The 17,320-nt window shown below is 37.3% G+C and carries 13 protein-coding genes and 1 pseudogene; 4 read left to right on the top strand and 10 right to left on the bottom strand.

Going from position 1 to position 17,320, the window contains the following annotated elements; genetic code table 11:
* Window positions 1-59 precede the first annotated feature (59 nt).
* From NBW37_RS00145 to NBW37_RS00115, 7 genes and pseudogenes are all read right to left on the bottom strand, one after another.
* The gene (locus NBW37_RS00145) at window positions 60-662 is read right to left on the bottom strand and encodes a hypothetical protein (RefSeq protein ID WP_250296433.1); all 603 of its coding nucleotides are present in this window, start codon (window positions 660-662) and stop codon (window positions 60-62) included.
* A 54-nt stretch (window positions 663-716) separates the two neighbouring features.
* Window positions 717-3,521 carry an excinuclease ABC subunit UvrA gene (uvrA, locus tag NBW37_RS00140; protein ID WP_250296431.1) on the bottom strand — a complete coding sequence of 935 codons (2,805 nt, stop codon included), beginning with the start codon at window positions 3,519-3,521 and terminating at the stop codon, window positions 717-719.
* A 191-nt stretch (window positions 3,522-3,712) separates the two neighbouring features.
* Window positions 3,713-4,471, bottom strand: coding sequence for a cell division protein FtsQ/DivIB (locus NBW37_RS00135; protein ID WP_250296430.1), 759 nt, complete (start codon window positions 4,469-4,471; stop codon window positions 3,713-3,715).
* Window positions 4,452-5,397: pseudogene (locus NBW37_RS00130) on the bottom strand (D-alanine--D-alanine ligase). The gene NBW37_RS00135 and the pseudogene NBW37_RS00130 overlap by 20 nt, the downstream one beginning before the upstream one ends.
* Window positions 5,398-5,584: 187 nt before the next feature.
* Window positions 5,585-8,035, bottom strand: coding sequence for a type I DNA topoisomerase (gene topA, locus NBW37_RS00125; protein ID WP_250296429.1), 2,451 nt, complete (start codon window positions 8,033-8,035; stop codon window positions 5,585-5,587).
* Between the two features lie 684 nt (window positions 8,036-8,719).
* Entirely contained in the window at window positions 8,720-10,180 is a 1,461-nt protein-coding gene (terL, locus tag NBW37_RS00120; RefSeq protein WP_250296427.1) for a phage terminase large subunit, read from the bottom strand.
* 805 nt (window positions 10,181-10,985) lie between these two features.
* A complete protein-coding gene (locus NBW37_RS00115; protein WP_250296425.1) occupies window positions 10,986-12,122 on the bottom strand; it encodes a cysteine desulfurase family protein in 1,137 nt (378 codons plus the stop codon).
* A gap of 146 nt (window positions 12,123-12,268) precedes the next feature.
* Between NBW37_RS00115 and NBW37_RS00110 the strand changes: the two genes are divergently transcribed.
* The gene (locus NBW37_RS00110) at window positions 12,269-12,967 is read left to right on the top strand and encodes an alpha/beta hydrolase (protein WP_250296424.1); all 699 of its coding nucleotides are present in this window, start codon (window positions 12,269-12,271) and stop codon (window positions 12,965-12,967) included.
* 52 nt (window positions 12,968-13,019) lie between these two features.
* A complete protein-coding gene (locus tag NBW37_RS07685; RefSeq protein WP_164224385.1) occupies window positions 13,020-13,184 on the top strand; it encodes a lipoprotein in 165 nt (54 codons plus the stop codon).
* Between the two features lie 21 nt (window positions 13,185-13,205).
* Here the strand turns inward: NBW37_RS07685 and NBW37_RS00105 are convergent, their stop codons facing one another.
* Window positions 13,206-13,880 carry an ABC transporter ATP-binding protein gene (locus NBW37_RS00105; RefSeq protein ID WP_250296422.1) on the bottom strand — a complete coding sequence of 225 codons (675 nt, stop codon included), beginning with the start codon at window positions 13,878-13,880 and terminating at the stop codon, window positions 13,206-13,208.
* Window positions 13,881-13,919: 39 nt separating this feature from the next.
* A complete protein-coding gene (locus tag NBW37_RS00100) occupies window positions 13,920-14,381 on the bottom strand; it encodes a HesB/IscA family protein (RefSeq protein WP_250296420.1) in 462 nt (153 codons plus the stop codon).
* A 47-nt stretch (window positions 14,382-14,428) separates the two neighbouring features.
* Between NBW37_RS00100 and NBW37_RS00095 the strand changes: the two genes are divergently transcribed.
* A complete protein-coding gene (locus NBW37_RS00095; protein ID WP_250296418.1) occupies window positions 14,429-15,628 on the top strand; it encodes a deoxyguanosinetriphosphate triphosphohydrolase in 1,200 nt (399 codons plus the stop codon).
* Window positions 15,628-16,827, top strand: coding sequence for a bifunctional diaminohydroxyphosphoribosylaminopyrimidine deaminase/5-amino-6-(5-phosphoribosylamino)uracil reductase RibD (gene ribD, locus NBW37_RS00090; RefSeq protein WP_250296417.1), 1,200 nt, complete (start codon window positions 15,628-15,630; stop codon window positions 16,825-16,827). The genes NBW37_RS00095 and ribD overlap by 1 nt, the downstream gene beginning before the upstream one ends.
* Window positions 16,828-16,882: 55 nt before the next feature.
* Here the strand turns inward: ribD and NBW37_RS00085 are convergent, their stop codons facing one another.
* A complete protein-coding gene (locus NBW37_RS00085) occupies window positions 16,883-17,314 on the bottom strand; it encodes a collagen-like triple helix repeat-containing protein (RefSeq protein WP_250296416.1) in 432 nt (143 codons plus the stop codon).
* Window positions 17,315-17,320: the final 6 nt, after the last annotated feature.

Below are 17,320 nucleotides of genomic sequence, written 5' to 3'. Positions count from 1 at the left end.
TTCACTTTTTATTTCATCTCAATATAGTTCAAACTAAGCCACTGCTGAAAAAGCAGAACTTATAACTCAGTAGATAAACGCTGATATTTTTCTGGCTCCTGTATTTCACTTAACTTACTTTGCACTTTGTCACAAGCCAACATGAGTGGCGTTATCATTAACGCAGCAGCCCAAATGATAGCAGTGCAAGCATAACTTACAATCTTGTTAAATACTCTAGCTACTTCATTAGCATAATCTTGCCCAGCACTTAAAAATGCATTTGAATGATCAATTAATGATTTTGTACTTGCTTTTAAACAATAGTCCCCTGTTATTTTTGACAATAACTTAATTGGCAAGTATGACAAATATGCTAGTATCAAACATAAAGGTTGCAATATTATGCTAGCTGCTAGAAAAGCACCCCGTTTACAAAGTGGAAACACTTCCTCTGCTCTGTGGCCCACGTATTCACATTTATCATTGTTTTTATAATACTTGTTATAATCGTCTTTACTCTCAACTCCACAAATTACATCTTTCACAGGGCCTAATATATTATCAACATAATGTACAGACTTATAGAAACTATTTTCTGGAACTAGTGTGCAATCTTCTGCTCTCTTGGCAGGTATAACTCCATATTCAACGTACCTTCTAAAGTATCGATATACTGACATTACCCTCTCCAAATCATAAATATGCAACCTAGCCTAATATAATTAAGAAATAGTTTATGTTCTATGTGATAAATATGTTTTAAGATACCTGCCTGTAACACTCTCTGGAATTTTTACCACTTCTTCTGGAGTTCCAGTAGCAATCACTTCTCCGCCTTTTATTCCGCCCTCTGGTCCGATGTCTATTATATAATCTGCAGTTTTTATAACGTGCAAATTGTGCTCGATAACTATAACAGTGTTTCCCAGATCGACTAATCTATGGAGTATTTTTAGTAAGTTATTTATATCTTCAAAGTGTAACCCAGTTGTTGGCTCATCAAGAATATACAATGTTCTTCCGGTAAATCGTTTTGATAGTTCTTTGGACAGCTTTATTCGTTGTGCTTCACCCCCAGACAACGTTGTTGACGACTGTCCGAGTTTTATATAGCCAAGTCCCACTTCCTGCAAAGAAATCAACTTTTCTTTTACCATTGGAAGGTTTTCAAAAAAATCACAAGCTTGATCTATCGTCATATCAAGGACATCAGAGATTGATTTTTCTTTATAAGTAACTTCCAATGTTTCCCGATTATACCTTCGCCCTTTACATTGCTCACACTTCACATAAACGTCCGGTAGAAAATGCATCTCTATCTTTAAGTGCCCATCACCTTTACAAGCCTCACACCTTCCTCCTCTGGTATTAAATGAAAACCGGCCTATATTATATCCCCTTGCTTTTGACTCCGAAAGACCTGCAAACCAATTTCTTATATGAGTGAACATACCAACATATGTTGCTGGATTTGATGCTGGAGTTCTACCAATTGGCGACTGATCAACTTCTATAATTTTATCTACGTATTCAAGACCTTCTATCTTATCGCATCGGCCATACCTTGCAGACGAATGATGTATCTTATGTGCTGAATATTTATATAACGTTTCTATGACTAAACTTGATTTTCCTCCTCCTGATATTCCAGTAACACAAATAAGATTCCCTATAGGAAATTTAACGTTTACATTTTTTAAGTTATTTTCACATGCATTTATTACTTTTATGAACTGAGTTGCTTGCTTTCTTCTCCTTGGAATTAAAATTTTTTTCTCTCCACTCAAATATTGCCCTGTTATGCTCTCCGAATTTCTTTGCACCTGGTCTGGTGTTCCTTCTGCAACAACTTTTCCACCATTTACGCCAGCTCCAGGACCAATATCAATCGCATAATCAGCAGCCATTATTGTATCTTCATCATGCTCAACAACGATTACAGTGTTACCCATGTCTCTTAAGTTTTTTAGTGTGGCAATTAACCGATCATTATCACATTGATGAAGGCCAATCGAGGGTTCATCAAGAACATATAAAACCCCCGTTAATCCTGAGCCAATTTGCGAAGCAAGTCTGATCCTCTGACTCTCGCCGCCAGAGAGAGTGCTAGATTCTCGATCAAGCGTTAGGTAATTCAACCCTACATTCTTCAAAAATGTTAGCCTCTTGATTATTTCACTTAGTATTTTATTTGAGATTTGCTTCTGTTGTTCTGTGAGCTTGTCTGACAAATTTTCAAACCACTTAAGGGATTCATCGATACTAAGCCCTGATATTTCACCTATATGTTTGCTATCAATTTTTACTGTAAGCGCTTCTTTTCTCAATCTATAGCCAGTGCATTCTCTGCAGTGAGTAACAGAGCAATATCGCTCAACAAGCGTTTCATCATAATCCATCTGGTTTTCTAAGATACTGACCAAACCTTGAAATTTACCGAAGCCAAAGAGTATCATATCTTTTACTTCTTGACCTATGTTCTTCCACGGAATATCAAGGCTAAATTTGTAGTTTTCAGCCAATGATAGAATTGCACTTTTTAGAAATCCATAACCTGTGTGCACTTGACGGAACATTGATCCCACTGGCTTTAAAGCGCCTTCAGATATTGAAAGAGTTTCATCTGGCACTATCAGCTTTACATCAATAGCCAGCTTTTTACCAAGCCCATTACACGAGCCACATGCACCGTAAGGGCTGTTAAAAGAAAATAATCTTGGTTCTATTTCCTCAAGAGTGAAACCAGACTCGGGGCATGCAAAATTCTCTGAAAAAGTCAGAATTTGACCATTTTTATACTCAGAATTATGATTGTCAGGTAGGTTTACTACTTCTACATACATTAGACCATTACCAAGTTTTAGTGCGGATTCTATACTACTTGGCAGTCGATTTCCTATATCGTCCAATATTGATACTCTATCTGCAACCACAAAAACGTCGTGTTTCTTGTTCTTATCGAGTTTAGGCAAGTCATCTACATTGTATACTTCACCATCTATTTTGAACCTTATGTAACCTTGCTTTTTAATTTCCAATATCTCTTTATAATGTTCTCCTTTTCTGCCACGCACAACAGGGGCAAGTATATATATTTTAGTTTCTAAAGGTAACGCAATTATAGTATCTACAATTTGAGACACCGTTTGTTTTGTTATTGGTAATCCAGTTGCAGGTGAATAAGGAACTCCTATTCGTGCATATACTAAGCGCAAGTAATCGTAAATTTCGGTAACAGTTCCAACGGTTGACCTTGGATTTTTTGAGATAGATTTTTGGTTGATAGATATTGCAGGAGAAAGGCCTGTAATCGACTCAACATCTGGTTTGTCCTGAATGTTGAGAAATTGACGCGCGTAAGCTGACAGGCTTTCAACGTACCGGCGTTGGCCTTCCGCATAAATTGTATCAAAAGCAAGGCTAGACTTGCCAGAACCACTTAGCCCAGTTATAACAACTAGCTTATTTTTCGGTATATTGACGTCTACACCTTGCAGATTATGTTCCCTTGCACCCTTAACTCTGATAAAATCGTCCATACGTCACGTATTTTTAACCATTATAGCCTCAAAATACATGAACTTACAGTAACTTTCCACTGATTTTTTAACTACTACGGAGAATGAGGTAGTTTTTGATAAATTGCTATCCCATTGCTTGTCGGCGAAATCTATGCGATGTACAGTTGTGTGTCAGCTACTTTGATGACGGGAAAAGGGCTATTTGGATATCACCTCTTCACAAAAATTTTATCAGTAATGCGCATATCAATTATACTCCAATTGCTGAAAGTAAAATCAGTTGTATTTTGCAAGTGGTTTAAATAGTCCCATGCACTATAAGGGTTATCTTCAGGCAGTTTCACTGTGGAATCGTTATCAAGTATGATATTCCATCTTCTATTCCCTATATAAGCAAAGGAAGAAATGTGGTCACTTAATTGAGTTTTACTCTCTAACACATCTTTAACAAATTCTAGGTTTGATAACGAGTTTTGTCCTTTGATTACAACAAGATCATCTACTGGATAGTCATCTACGATCACTTTACCTTCGAAATCAATTACCGAAGTTTTGTTATTATCTTTCCAGAGAGCAAACGGTTTATGCTCATCTATATTAATGTGTAGAGTATTGGGCAAAATTCTGTGAACTCTTACGTATTTTATCCATCTGCTTACAGATTGTATACTATCTATAAGTTTTGAGAGTGATATATACATGATAGGTTGCGTTCTATCTACCAAACTTAGAATGTCCTTTTCGTTTGTAAATTTATTGCCGCTTACGACTACTTCATCGATTGAAAATCCACTACTGAGTAATAAACTAGATAGGCAGTCATTACACCAAGCAAAGTAGTAATTAAATCGATTTATTATTTTATCGAGTGAACTATAAAGTACTAATGTAAAAAAAAGCGCAGTTATAATAACGAAAGCGCACTTGCGCAAAAAACGCCTTTGGCTTCTAGTAACATTGTTCAACATCTGCTTGATCTCTAATACTCTTGTGCTGTTTCAACAATAATTTTAACTAATTCATTAAAATCGATTCCTTTTGCCAATTTTGCAATTTCTGGCACTAACGATAACTCAGTAAAGCCAGGATGTGTATTAATCTCAAGCATTTTTAAAGTGTTATTTTGGGGATTATAACGGAAATCTGAGCGGGAAATAGTTTTGCATCCTAAAAATTGATGAACTTTCAGTGCGTGTTCCAAGGTCATTTTATATATGTTGTCAGGAATTTCAGCAGGAAATATATGTGCTGCAAATCCATCTGTATACTTTGCTTCATAATCATAGAATTTATTTTTTGCTCGTATTTCCATAGTGCCAATTGCTTCATCCAGCAATACAACAGTATGTAACTCTATGCCCGGTATGTATTCTTCTACGATCATCTTTTCCATTATAGTAGAACTATTATCTTTCAGTTCTAAGTAATCCTCATGCGAGAAAATCATGTGCACTCCGATGCTAGAGCCTTCATTAATTGGTTTTAAGACGTACGGATAATCGATTTTAATATTATTTTTTAGTACATCTTCTCGGCTAATTACATAACCTTTTGGAGTGTCGATATTAAGGGATCGAAATATATGCTTTGACATCACTTTATTCATAGCAACAGCAGAAGCCATAACTCCTGAGTGTGTATATTTTATACCTAAAATCTCCAGTAAACCTTGAATGCAGCCATCTTCACCATAAGGTCCATGCAGAGCTATAAAAGCAAGGTGGGGATTGATTTTTCTAAGCTTTTCAGCAACGTTGCTGTCAACATCTATTTCTATTGCATTATATGAAAGGCTATCAAGCGCCTTCTTTACTGCTTTTCCGCTCATAAGTGATACTTCTCTTTCACGAGAAAATCCACCACTTAAAATTGCTATAGTTGGAACCATAAGCATTCTATGTTTTACTATAAGCATATAAAAGATGCTCTTATCTTCAATAGAAAAAATGCTTTGAAAAATCCTCTATCCTATCCACTCTGAGAAGCTATTATCTTCTTATGTTTCCAACCCAAGCAATATACCATCTGGGTAAGGTCACGCGCTGGAATGACAATAAAGAGCATATGGTTATGCAAGAAGTCTATTTCTTACCCTTAATCAACTCTAAAGCCTTCTTCAAATCTATGCTTTCAATATCTGCACTTTTGCCCAAAGCAACGTTTGTTTTACCGCATTTTATATAGAATCCATACCTACCGTTGCAGATAAAAACTTCTTTTCCTTTTTCATTAAGCCCGAGAGATTTTAACTCTTTGCGTGGACTGTTTGCAATAATTTGTACAGCTTCGCTCAATTCTGTATTCAGCACCTCTTTGGAACTTTTCTTAAGAGAAAAATATTTGCCATCATAAAAAATATAGTACCCAAATCGTCCAAGGCCTATTTTTACTTCCTTTCCGGTTTCAGGGTGTTCTCCGATTACTTTCGGCAAGGAAAGTAAGCAAGTAGCGGTGCTCAGATCAATATCATTAACATTTATATCTTTTGGTATAGAAACCGCTTTTTTCTTTTGTGACTCATTATTAAACTGCAGGTAAAGCCCAAAAGGACCTTTTTTAATTACTACCTCTTGCCCTGTTACATCATCTACACCTAAACTTTTTGGATATTCTGAATTGTTGTTACTACCTGTAATTTCTTTTGTATGGTTGCATGCAGGATAGTTAGAACATCCAAGAAACACCCCGGCTTTTCCAAAGTTTAATTTCAGTATACCATCGGAACAATCAGGACATTTCTTACCTATTTCTTCTTTTCCTTCCTCTGAACAAAACCAATCAACTACCAAATTGTGAATGCCGCTGAAAACTTCATCATGCGTCATTTGCTTGACAGAGTTTACATGACCAAAAAATGGCACCCAAAAATGGCTCAATTCTTTTTTCCAATCTGCATGTCCATTTGAGATTAAATCAAGCTTTTCTTCCATTTGTGCTGTGAAATCATATTCTATACAACTCTGAAAAAAAGTTTCTAAAAATATGGTAACGATTTTACCGCGGCTGCTTGGAATAAACCTTTTGCTATCCAATGAAACATACTCACGATCTTGTAATACCGAAATAATTGTTGCATAAGTTGATGGTCGACCTATACCGATTTCTTCCATTTTTTTAACGATACTTGCTTCACTATAACGAGGTGGCGGTTGAGTGAAATGTTGTTTTGGCTCAACTGAAATCAGCTTGCATGCTTCCCCTTCTTGCATGGCAGGTAGCAGGCCTTCATTTTCGGCTTCCATGTTATCTTGATAGACTTTATAAAAACCATCAAAGAATATACTTGATCCACTTGCTCGCAGAATTACTTTCTGGTCAGTAGAACTAATTTCAACTACCACTTGATCAAGAATCGCCGACTCCATTTGACTTGCAATGGTCCTTTTCCAGATTAAATCATACAATTTAAATTGCTCTGGCGTTAAGTAATCCTTAATACTATTTGGTGTTCTATTTATATCAGTTGGCCGGATTGCTTCATGTGCTTCTTGAGCATTTTTGACCTTTTTTACATATTTACGAGGAGATTGTGGTAAATATTTAACACCATATAACGACTTAATTGACCCTCTAATTGAGTTTATAGCCTCATCTGCAATATAAAACCCATCCGTACGCATGTAAGTTATCAACCCTACAATTTCACCACCAATATCGATACCTTCATATAAATTTTGCGCTATGCGCATAACATTTTTCACGTTAAAATACAGCTTGTTCACTGCATCTTGCTGAAGACTTGAAGTAATAAATGGAGGAAGCGGGTTTCTCTTAACTTGCTTGCGTTCGACTGTGCTTACAGCATACTGCCTTGACTCAATCTCCTTGACTAAGTTCTTTGCTTCTTCTCCACTTTTAATATCAAATTTTTCTAGCTTTTTATTGTCATAGTGACTCAGCATAGCAAAAAAAGCCTCATCTTTGCTATTTTGCATTTCTGCCTTTATGCTCCAATACTCCTGTGTTATAAACTTACTGATTTCATCTTCTCGTTCGCATATAATCTTTAATGCAACAGACTGCACTCGCCCTGCAGACTTGCTTCCCGACAATTTTGTCCACAGCAGTGGTGACAAACTAAATCCAACTAGATAATCCAAAGCTCTACGTGCTTGTTGTGCACGCACTAAATCCATATTAATTTCACGTGGATTTTTTATTGCTTCTTGTACTGCTCTTTTTGTTATCTCATTAAAGACTACTCTATAAATGTTGTTTTCATTACTGATTGCTTTCTTTTCTTTTAATGTCTCTATCACATGCCAAGCCATTGCTTCCCCTTCTCTGTCTGGGTCTGTTGCAAGATATATATCTGATGTTTTGCTTGCGGCTTTTACTAACTCTTTTATATACTTTTCTGCTTTTTCAATGATTTCATACTTTATGGCAAAATCATTATCTGGATCAACGGAGCCGTTTTTTGCTGGAAGATCTCTCACATGTCCAAAGGATGCAGCTACTTTGAACTCTTTACCCAAATATTTACCTATTGTCTTTGCTTTCGCAGGTGATTCAACTATTAATAATGCCATATTGTTAATTATTTTAGTACTTAAAGATAATATGTTGAGGAATATACAATGAAATGTAAAAAAATATTTTAATAGGTCTTGTGAATTTTACAAAGTAGACGGTGTCATGAAAGTAGCTGACACTGGAATGACAGCAGTCCTACGTCATACCGCGATTCATTCGCGGTATCTCATCCGCTAACAAGAGATCCCGCTGCGGGATGACGAATTGCTATACCGCCACGAACCGTCGTTCCGCCGCAGACCGTCATACCGCGATTCATTCGCGGTATCTCATCCGCTAACAAGAGATCCCGCTAACACGTAGCGGGATGACGAATTACTTAACCATCATCTACACCGTCATACCGCCGCAGACCGTCATACCGCGATTCATTCGCGGTATCTCTTAACATAGATCCCCTACTATACCTTAACATAGATCCCGCTAACAAGCAGCGGGATGACGAATTACTTAACCATCATCTACACCGTCATACCGCCGCAGACCGTCATACCGCGATTCATTCGCGGTATCTCTAGATCCCGCTAACACGTAGCGGGATGACGAATTACTTAACCATCATCTACACCGTCATACCGCGATTCATTCGCGGTATCTCTAGATCCCGCTAACACGTAGCGGGATGACGGTTGTCAGGGTGTCATGCAAGTAGCTGACTACTTGGATCTGGTAGACTCAAATCACAATGCCCGTACAGCCGTAACCCTAGAGCTACTATCTCTCACCCACTGCAAATATTGTACGGTACTATCCACTTGGTCGTCGTGGCGAGTTTCAGGAAACATTAAAATCTCATACTCAAAATCGTTGAGCCATACTGCTTGGTGCGGCAGAAAAACCTTACCAGACTCTATAATCGGAACAATCCGGTAGAATCGAGTGAGTTTGTCATCATGTGGCATTATTTCAATAATGGGTAAATCACTGTTTGTTTTTAGCTCTTGCACCAATTGCTGACCACTTGTTTTTGCTTCGATTAAAATTGCGTGTGGCGTCCATCTTGCAGCTAGTGATAGAACTTGCTCTTTAAGCTTTGGATACTCAAGCTTTGCGCGATATACATCGAGTAAATAGAATTTATTGCCCACTTTTGTCCAGGTGGTGCAGACGCTAAAGTTGCTAGTGTTACTTGTTGAAACTGCAGTGTCCCAGCTCTGAGTGACATATGAGAGACTATCAGGAAAATTTCTATAGCGCTTCAGCCACTCTCGTTTAATTATACCACTTGAAAGTGGCAGAGGGTTCTGTTGATATTGAGCAGCAAAAGCATAACTCCCAAGTTCAACTTTTATCGTCTCAACTTCTTCTTTTCCTCCATCTAGGGGATATAGCAACTGACCTTCTTCTCTTGAGTATAAAATCCTTGCAGGTGCAATGCGTGATGCTGGTTTATTATACAGCCACCCGATGCGCTCATTTATAGTTACTTGGATGACAGGAACAGGAGGCGCTGGTTTTTTGATTGAATAGATAATCTCCTTATTTTCAGATATCATCGGTAAACAAGTATGGTTCCATATGTTTTTTGGTTTGGAGAGAAGGTGTCCAGTTAAGTCCTCCTGGTGTAGCCTGTGCATCACAAGAATGATGACTCCTTTTTTTCTATTGTTGAGCCTGGCTACTAAAGTCTGGTCAAACCAGTTTGTAGCACGCTTTCTAAACGTTTCACTCAAAGCTTGGGCGGGACTCAGTGGATCATCTACGATGATGAAATCTCCACCTTCACCAGTTAATGTTCCTCCAACAGACGTTGCGATTCTGTATCCTCTCTGCACTGTTTGAAATTTGTATTTGGTATTCTGGTCTTTGGATAGTTCTACCTCTGGAAATAGCTCTCTATACCAACTAGACTGCATTATACACCTCGTATCAAGCGAGTGCTTTTCACTGAGCAGCCGAGAGTAACTTGCAACTATTATTCTTGCAGTTGGCTGGTTTCCCAGTATCCATGCAGGCCACGCAACACTAGCGCACAGGGATTTCATTGAACGCGGAGGCATATTGAATATTATTCGTTTCACTTCACCAGCGCTCGCTGCTTCCAGCCTATCTGCTATGACTTTTATGTACCGATAATTATTATACTTACACCCCGGCACTACCGTTTGAAAGCATAACTCAATGAATTTTAGAAAGTTCATGATATAATGTTGAAACCAGCGCGTGACGCTGGGATGACAAAAAAAGGAGCACTGGAATGACACCCTACTTAACCGTCATACCGCCGCGGTATCTCAAAGCATAGATCCCGCTAACAAGCAGCGGGATGACGAATTACTTAACCATCATCTACACCGTCATACCGCCGCAGACCGTCATACCGCGATTCATTCGCGGTATCTCCCAGCATAGATCCTGCTAACACGTAGCAGGATGACGAATTATTTAACCGTCATACCGCGATTCATTCGCGGTATCTCTAGATCCCGCTAACAAGCAGCGGGATGACGGTTGTCGTTTAGCTATAAACATTAATAAATTTACCAAACGAAAAAAAAGGCAAAAGAAGCCCTGGTCATTGTCTATTTTCAGTATTGGCGTTTTTTAAGTCTTAAACGCTGCAATTTAGCTGCTTTTAAATGCAACTAACCTTAGCTTTAATATTTAAGAAATTTACCAGGCAGAAAAAAAAGGCATAGAAAACCCGCAGTAGCTAGTTATTCACTCTCTATTTTAAAATTTGACGTTGGGTGATGTCTTGAACGCTTTGTAAGAGCGTTTCAGCTTATATAGGTAAAAACCTAGAAATTTGATAAAGACATAAGGTACACATAGTGCAAAAAATTAAGCATAGTACGCCAAATACAAGTTTTCTTGTCGTTTTAATCTGCACAGATTGCGAAGTTAAATGAAATAGCTTCACTGTCATGATAAGGGGGCTGGCGAAGGATGTCAAGTAAGTTTTTACATCTAATTTATAGCTCCCTGCATGGTACCACGTATTATCTATACCAAGGAGTTCTTCTTGTAGATATTATACCAACAATCCACTATTTTTTTTATGTCTTGTGGTTTAGTTTCTGAACCTATACTGATTCTAATTGAACACTCTGCTTGCTCTTTTGTTGCCCCCATTGCAAGCAAAACATGAGAAGGCTCAACTTTTCCAGAAGAACATGCAGAGCCATTACTAACTGCAATATGATTCAAGTCAAAATGCATGAGCTGCACATCACTCTTTACTCCTGGCATATAAATAAAACTTGTGTTTGGCAGCCTCTTAGAGTTTTTACCGAAGATTCTTATGTCACTGGCAAGATTTAATAATTCACACTCTAATTGATCACGTAGCTCCTTTACTTCATCCATTTTTGACAGAAGATCTGGAATATTTTGCAGTGCGGCAGAAAGGCCTGCGATCGCAACAATATTTTCCGTACCACCACGAAATCCCTTCTCTTGTCCACCACCTATTATAATCGGTTCTATCGCAAGTTCTTTATTGAATATTAAAACCCCACTGCCTGCTACACCGCCAAATTTATGGGCAGATAAAGTGAGTAAATCCACTCCTAAATCTTCCATATTAACTTTAATTTTCCCAACACTTTGAGCAATGTCAGTGTGGCAAATTGCTCCAAATTTGTGGGCTATTTCAGCTATTTCCTCAATAGGTTGAATAACTCCGGTTTCGTTATTTGCCATCATCACTGAAACTATTGCTTTGTTTCCTTTAAGTTCACTTAGAATTTTTTCTAGCTCTAAAAAGTCAACAATGCCCTCCTGATTAACGGGTATTATATATGGATTACATGCAGAATTAAGAATTGAAGGATGCTCTATGGCTGAAATTACATGCAGGTAGCCTTTCATTCCTCTCATAACAAGGTTATTCGCTTCAGTTGCACCAGACGTAAAAACTGTTTCTTTATCACTTGAGACGCCAATAGCATCACGTACGTTATCTCTTGCATCCTGAAGAATCTTCCTCGCTTCTTGTCCTCTTTTATGTAGTGATGATGGATTGAGCGTTTGTTTTAACAAAACCTCAAATATACTTTTTTTTACATTTTCACTAATTGGAGCAGTTGCATTGTAATCAGCATATACGCAACCACTATTTTCTAAAGAGAATGGACTCATCTGTCACTTAAATAAGTTTACCATCAACTATAATCATAACTATGTTTAACACGATAAAAAATTTATTGCAAAAACAGCGAAATTAATACATAATTAATAACTTACGTCATCAATACCTGTCAAGCGGGTTCTTATTAGGAGTTACCATGGTTGAAGTTTTTTTGAATAATGCAACAAGAAAAATAGAAGGTGAATACCACCAAAGCAAAGATGCCAACGCGCCGGTTGTGCTGGTTTTACATCATCATCCTCAATATGGTGGTAATATGGATAGTAAAATTGTACATAGTATATATACGTCTTTTATCGATAACGATTTTTCTGCATTGAAAATTAACTTTCGTGGTGTGGGAAAATCCACCGGAACTTTTGATAAGGGTATAGGAGAATTAACTGACGCTGCGGTAGCTATTGATTGGCTTCAGGAACATAATCCTAGCAATGTTCCAATTTGGATCGCTGGCTTTTCTTTTGGAGCATGGGTGGCTATGCAGCTAACAATGCGCCGCCCTGAGATAGTGGGTTTTATTGCTCTTTCTCTTCCGGTAACTAAGTACGATTTTTCTTTTCTTTCTCCCTGTCCAGTTTCTGGGCTTATAATACAAAGCAGTAATGATACAATCTCAGAAGAAAGCGATGTAACAGAATTAGCAAGAAGGTTGATAAATTCAGTAAAAAGTGATCACATGAAATACCATATAATAGATGATACTAATCACTTTCTAAGGGATAAAGAAGAGGAAGTGACTCAAATCATAGATGGTTATATAAAACTGCGCTTAAACAGTGCAGCTATTTCTTCTCAAAAGGTCAAAAAAGAGGTAAGGGTAAAAGAATATGCCTAACCTTTACAAACAAGAGAAATGAGTGTAGTAATATAAATGAAAAGGTTTTGTTATGTTTAAAAAGCTATTATTTTTTGCTTTAGCTGTGTTTATGTTATCGGGGTGTTCCCTAAGTAAACAGCGTAAGTTAAAAAGTCCGTGTATAAAAAGCAATGAAAGCGTTTCATGCGAGTTATACTCTGTTAATGATCATTGGTTAGATAAGTATAAGGCATAGAAATTGTGCTATTTTTCCTATTCACAACTTCACTAATGATCGATCTCTCAATTGGAAAATGCAGTCTGCCTTTTCTGCAAGGAGATGATTGTGCGTTACTATAAGCATAGAGCTGTTATTTTCCTTTACATAGGAATATAGCAGTAAAAACACGTTAAAAGAATTTGTTGGATCTAAATTTCCTGTTGGCTCATCTGCAAGTAAAAGCTTTGGAGAATTTACAATGCTTCTTGCAATTGCAATTCTCTGCCTTTCCCCACCTGAAACTTCAGATATCATGCTACTTGCTTTGTTTTCCAGACCAAATTTTTCCAACATTGCTTGCGAATTTTTTTTTGCTTCAGCTTTGCTTTTTCCTGCAATGAGTTGAGGAAGCATAATATTTTCCAACACCGATAACTCTTGTAACAAATAGTGAAATTGATAAACAAAACTAAGAAAATTTCTTCTTATATGGGTTTTATGCTTATTACTGGCTTGTGTGCAATTTATTCCATCTATCGTAACTATACCTGAAGTTGGCTTGTCCAACAAACCTGCGATTTGCAATATAGTTGTTTTTCCTGCACCTGAATCGCCAATCAGCGCTACTACTTGCCCTCTTGTGACACTTAGGTTAATGTCTTTTACAACAGCAGAATTGTCCTTGAAGCTTTTATCTACAGAAGTTAGTTCTAGTGCTACATTACCACCCATGTTTAAAAGACCCAGAAGGCATCTAAATTTTGGTAATAATTAAACCGAAAAACTGTTACCACAACCACATTGAGACTTAGCAAAGGCATTCTTTATTTGAAAACCAGAACCACTGAGATTCTCAGTATAATCTATAACTGAATTATTCAAAAATTTTGCTGAACAATCATCAACCATTAATACAGGATTGCCATTTTCATCATTAATTACTATATCTTTACCTTTTTCGCTAAAACTGGAATGGCTTCTATAGTCCTCACTTTCTTCATAGTCATCATCTTCGTCTTCGTCATCAAACTCATCATCGTAATCATCATCTTCATCATCCAAAGATAGATTTTTATTCATTTGATCCATAAGAAAATTGTATTTGAAGCCAGAACATCCACCACCTGAAACTGCAATCCGTAAAACGGAACTCTTATCCCCTTCCTGCTCTGCAAGAAAGTGGATTTTTTTTAGTGCATTATCAGTTAAGTTGATGTTGTAATTTGTTGACATAGTAACCACCGTTTATTATTGATAATTTATTATAGTAGAAATTTTACATGTCAAACAATAATTTTCTATTAAATTATGCATGCTTTCCAAGCAAAACAAAAGGGAGATACTTTAAAGAGCCAGAAGATGAGAATCGCAGCTGCTTTCAGCGTGATAGAGATCGCATTGTTCACTCTAATGCGTTTAGGAAATTGGAGTATAAAACACAAGTTTTTATCAATTATGAGCACGACTACTATCGCACTCGGCTTACTCATAGCCTTGAAGTTGCACAAATTGCAAGGTCCATTGCGCGTAGACTTGGCTTAAATGAGGATATCACTGAATGCATAGCGCTCGCACATGATCTTGGTCATCCTCCATTTGGTCATGCAGGTGAAGATGCTCTAAAGAAATCAGTTCAAGATTTGAATCTTGATAATGAGAAGTATGAGTTTGATCATAATGTTCAAGCTATAAGAATTTTAACTTATCTTGAACAAAAACATGCTGATTTTGATGGTATGAATCTAAGTTGGGAGGTGATTGAAGGAGTTGCAAAGCATAACGGTCCCTTACTTGGTCAGAATGCACTATCTCACACAAATAATCAGCTATTGCTAGAATACAACAAAAAATATGATCTAAAACTTGAAGAATTTTCAAGCATTGAAGCGCAAGTTGCTTCAATTGCCGATGATATTGCTTACAGTGTTCACGATCTTGATGACGCACTCAGGGCAAATTTAGTAACCATCGAAGATTTACTGAATGTCCCTTTAATTGGAAAAACGTTTAAAGACGTAAGAAGCGGATATTCAGAATTGCCTCAGAGCAAACTCATACATGAATCACTGAGTGGAACTATAGGAACTATGATAAGTGATGTTGTTTCTCAGACTGAAAGAAATATTGAAGATCACAAAATAAAAAGCGTAGAAGACGTAAGAAGTCTAAATAAAATGCTAGTCACATTTTCACCAGAAGTTGCGAATGCTACAAAAGAAATGAAAAGATTCAACATGGAGAAAATATACAGAAGTTATAAACTGAGTAGAACGATGAACAAAGCAAAACGCATAATACAGGAACTTTTTCAATGTTTTTATGAAAACCCAAGATTACTTCCCACAGAGTGGAGCAAACTCGCTTGTGAATCTCAGCGTTCAGTAATAATATGTGACTATATCTCGGGTATGACAGATAGATTTGCTATACACGAGCACAGAAGAATTTTTGATACCTCATACGAAATGACTTCTTTCTAATGACTGATGATCATTTCATGTCAATTGCATTAAGGCTTGCAGAAAAAAATCTTGGAAATGTTGCACCAAATCCTGCTGTCGGGTGTGTTATTGTAAAAGATGGTACAATTATTAGTGAGGGATATACAGGGATCGGTGGGCGTCCGCATGCGGAGGTAGTTGCTTTGCAAAACGCTAAAGATTCAACTCAAGATGCAACTATGTATATCACGCTCGAGCCATGTTGCCACTTTGGAGTTACAGAACCTTGCACTGCAGGAATTATAAGAGCTGGAATAAAAAGGGTAGTAATTGCAACTATTGACCCAGATAGTAGAGTTTCAGGTGGAGGCATTAAAGCTCTGAAAGAAGCAGGAATTGAAGTTGAGCAAGGTATTATGCAAAAAGAGGCAGAAGAACTGAATGTCGGTTTTTTAACCACCAAAAAACTTCACAGACCATTTATAGCTTGTAAAATTGCAACAACTCTTGACGGAAAAATCGCAACATTTACAGGCGATAGCAAATGGATAACAAGTGAAAATACGAGAAATTGGGTACAGAAGCTCAGAGCAAAATATGATGCAATTATGATCGGCAGCAATACTCTTATTAATGACGATCCACTCTTAACTTGCAGATTACCAGGACTCGGAAGTAGATCGCCAATAAGACTAATTATTGATAGCCAAGGGAAATTAAAGGAAGAGCATAACATTGCAAAGACTGCAGGTCCCTTGTATAGCTATGATTTAAGCAAAGAGCCAACAGCTCACTCTTCGGTGTCATTCCAGCGCGTGACGCTGGAATCTAGAAAAAAAGAAGAACCAGTGTCACGCACTGGGATGACAGGAGGTTCAACTTGGGTGATTACAAACAGAGAAATAGAGAAAAAAATGAAAAATATTAACTACTTAGTGGTTAATTCGAACGATGCTGGTAAAGTCTGCCTAAAAGACATGGCATCAAAACTTGTTTCAGAAGTTGGTATAACAAGATTATTAGTTGAAGGCGGAGGAGTGTTAATCACAGAACTATTAAAGTGCAATTTAATCGACAGGTTGATAATCTGCCGCAGTGGTAAAATTTTAGGTAACGATGCCATCCCCTTTATAGGGAATGTAGGAATTCAATCCATCAACAACTGTTACCAATTTAAAAAAGTAGAGATAATAGAGTTTAGCGAGGATGTAGTTGAGATGTGGGATAGATTATCGTAACTCTTCTCAAATGAAAAAAAGAGGCAGAACCATCTCTACCTCTTGTGCTATTTAGTTAACTATTGGATTGGTTGAGCTGCGCATTTTTCACTAATTTAGTAAGATCAAGATCTTCTAAGAGAGTAGGTAAAATTCCTTTAACTTTTTCTTTGAAATCGTTGTCAGTAAGTGCTTCACCCTTCTCACCTTGAGGTCCTTTATCACCAACTGGTCCTTTATCACCAACTGGTCCTTTATCACCAACTGCATTCATTTGCTGATATGAAGCATAAGCTGCTGCAGCAAAATATACAGCGGCAATAAATAGAACTGCAATTCCAGCAGGGCTAGCAACAAGTGCTAAAGATGCAGGTCCAGCAATTACTTTAGTAGCAATTAATATTGTTGTTATTGCTCCCGCTAAAGATGCAAGTGCAACTAAACCTTCAATACTCATTTTTGTTATATGTGCAGTGTTTTCCCACTTCAATATGTTTTTTATAGTCATAATAGT

Origin of the sequence: Wolbachia endosymbiont of Oedothorax gibbosus (genome assembly GCF_936270145.1) — a bacterium.
GTDB lineage: Bacteria > Pseudomonadota > Alphaproteobacteria > Rickettsiales > Anaplasmataceae > Wolbachia.
The sequence above is the reverse complement of the archived record's forward strand: the minus strand, read 5'-3'. Positions and strand labels throughout refer to the sequence as shown.

Excerpts from the sequence above, each read along its gene's own strand:
- NBW37_RS00095 (WP_250296418.1), top strand. The coding sequence starts at position 14,429 with ATGTCAAACAATAATTTTCTATTAAATTATGCATGCTTTCCAAGCAAA.
- NBW37_RS00110 (WP_250296424.1), top strand. The coding sequence starts at position 12,269 with ATGGTTGAAGTTTTTTTGAATAATGCAACAAGAAAAATAGAAGGTGAA.
- terL (WP_250296427.1), bottom strand. The coding sequence starts at position 10,180 with ATGAACTTTCTAAAATTCATTGAGTTATGCTTTCAAACGGTAGTGCCG.
- NBW37_RS00115 (WP_250296425.1), bottom strand. The coding sequence starts at position 12,122 with ATGAGTCCATTCTCTTTAGAAAATAGTGGTTGCGTATATGCTGATTAC.
- ribD (WP_250296417.1), top strand. The coding sequence starts at position 15,628 with ATGACTGATGATCATTTCATGTCAATTGCATTAAGGCTTGCAGAAAAA.
- topA (WP_250296429.1), bottom strand. The coding sequence starts at position 8,035 with ATGGCATTATTAATAGTTGAATCACCTGCGAAAGCAAAGACAATAGGT.
- NBW37_RS00135 (WP_250296430.1), bottom strand. The coding sequence starts at position 4,471 with ATGTTGAACAATGTTACTAGAAGCCAAAGGCGTTTTTTGCGCAAGTGC.
- NBW37_RS00085 (WP_250296416.1), bottom strand. The coding sequence starts at position 17,314 with ATGACTATAAAAAACATATTGAAGTGGGAAAACACTGCACATATAACA.
- NBW37_RS07685 (WP_164224385.1), top strand. The coding sequence starts at position 13,020 with ATGTTTAAAAAGCTATTATTTTTTGCTTTAGCTGTGTTTATGTTATCG.
- NBW37_RS00105 (WP_250296422.1), bottom strand. The coding sequence starts at position 13,880 with ATGGGTGGTAATGTAGCACTAGAACTAACTTCTGTAGATAAAAGCTTC.
- uvrA (WP_250296431.1), bottom strand. The coding sequence starts at position 3,521 with ATGGACGATTTTATCAGAGTTAAGGGTGCAAGGGAACATAATCTGCAA.
- NBW37_RS00100 (WP_250296420.1), bottom strand. The coding sequence starts at position 14,381 with ATGTCAACAAATTACAACATCAACTTAACTGATAATGCACTAAAAAAA.
- NBW37_RS00145 (WP_250296433.1), bottom strand. The coding sequence starts at position 662 with ATGTCAGTATATCGATACTTTAGAAGGTACGTTGAATATGGAGTTATA.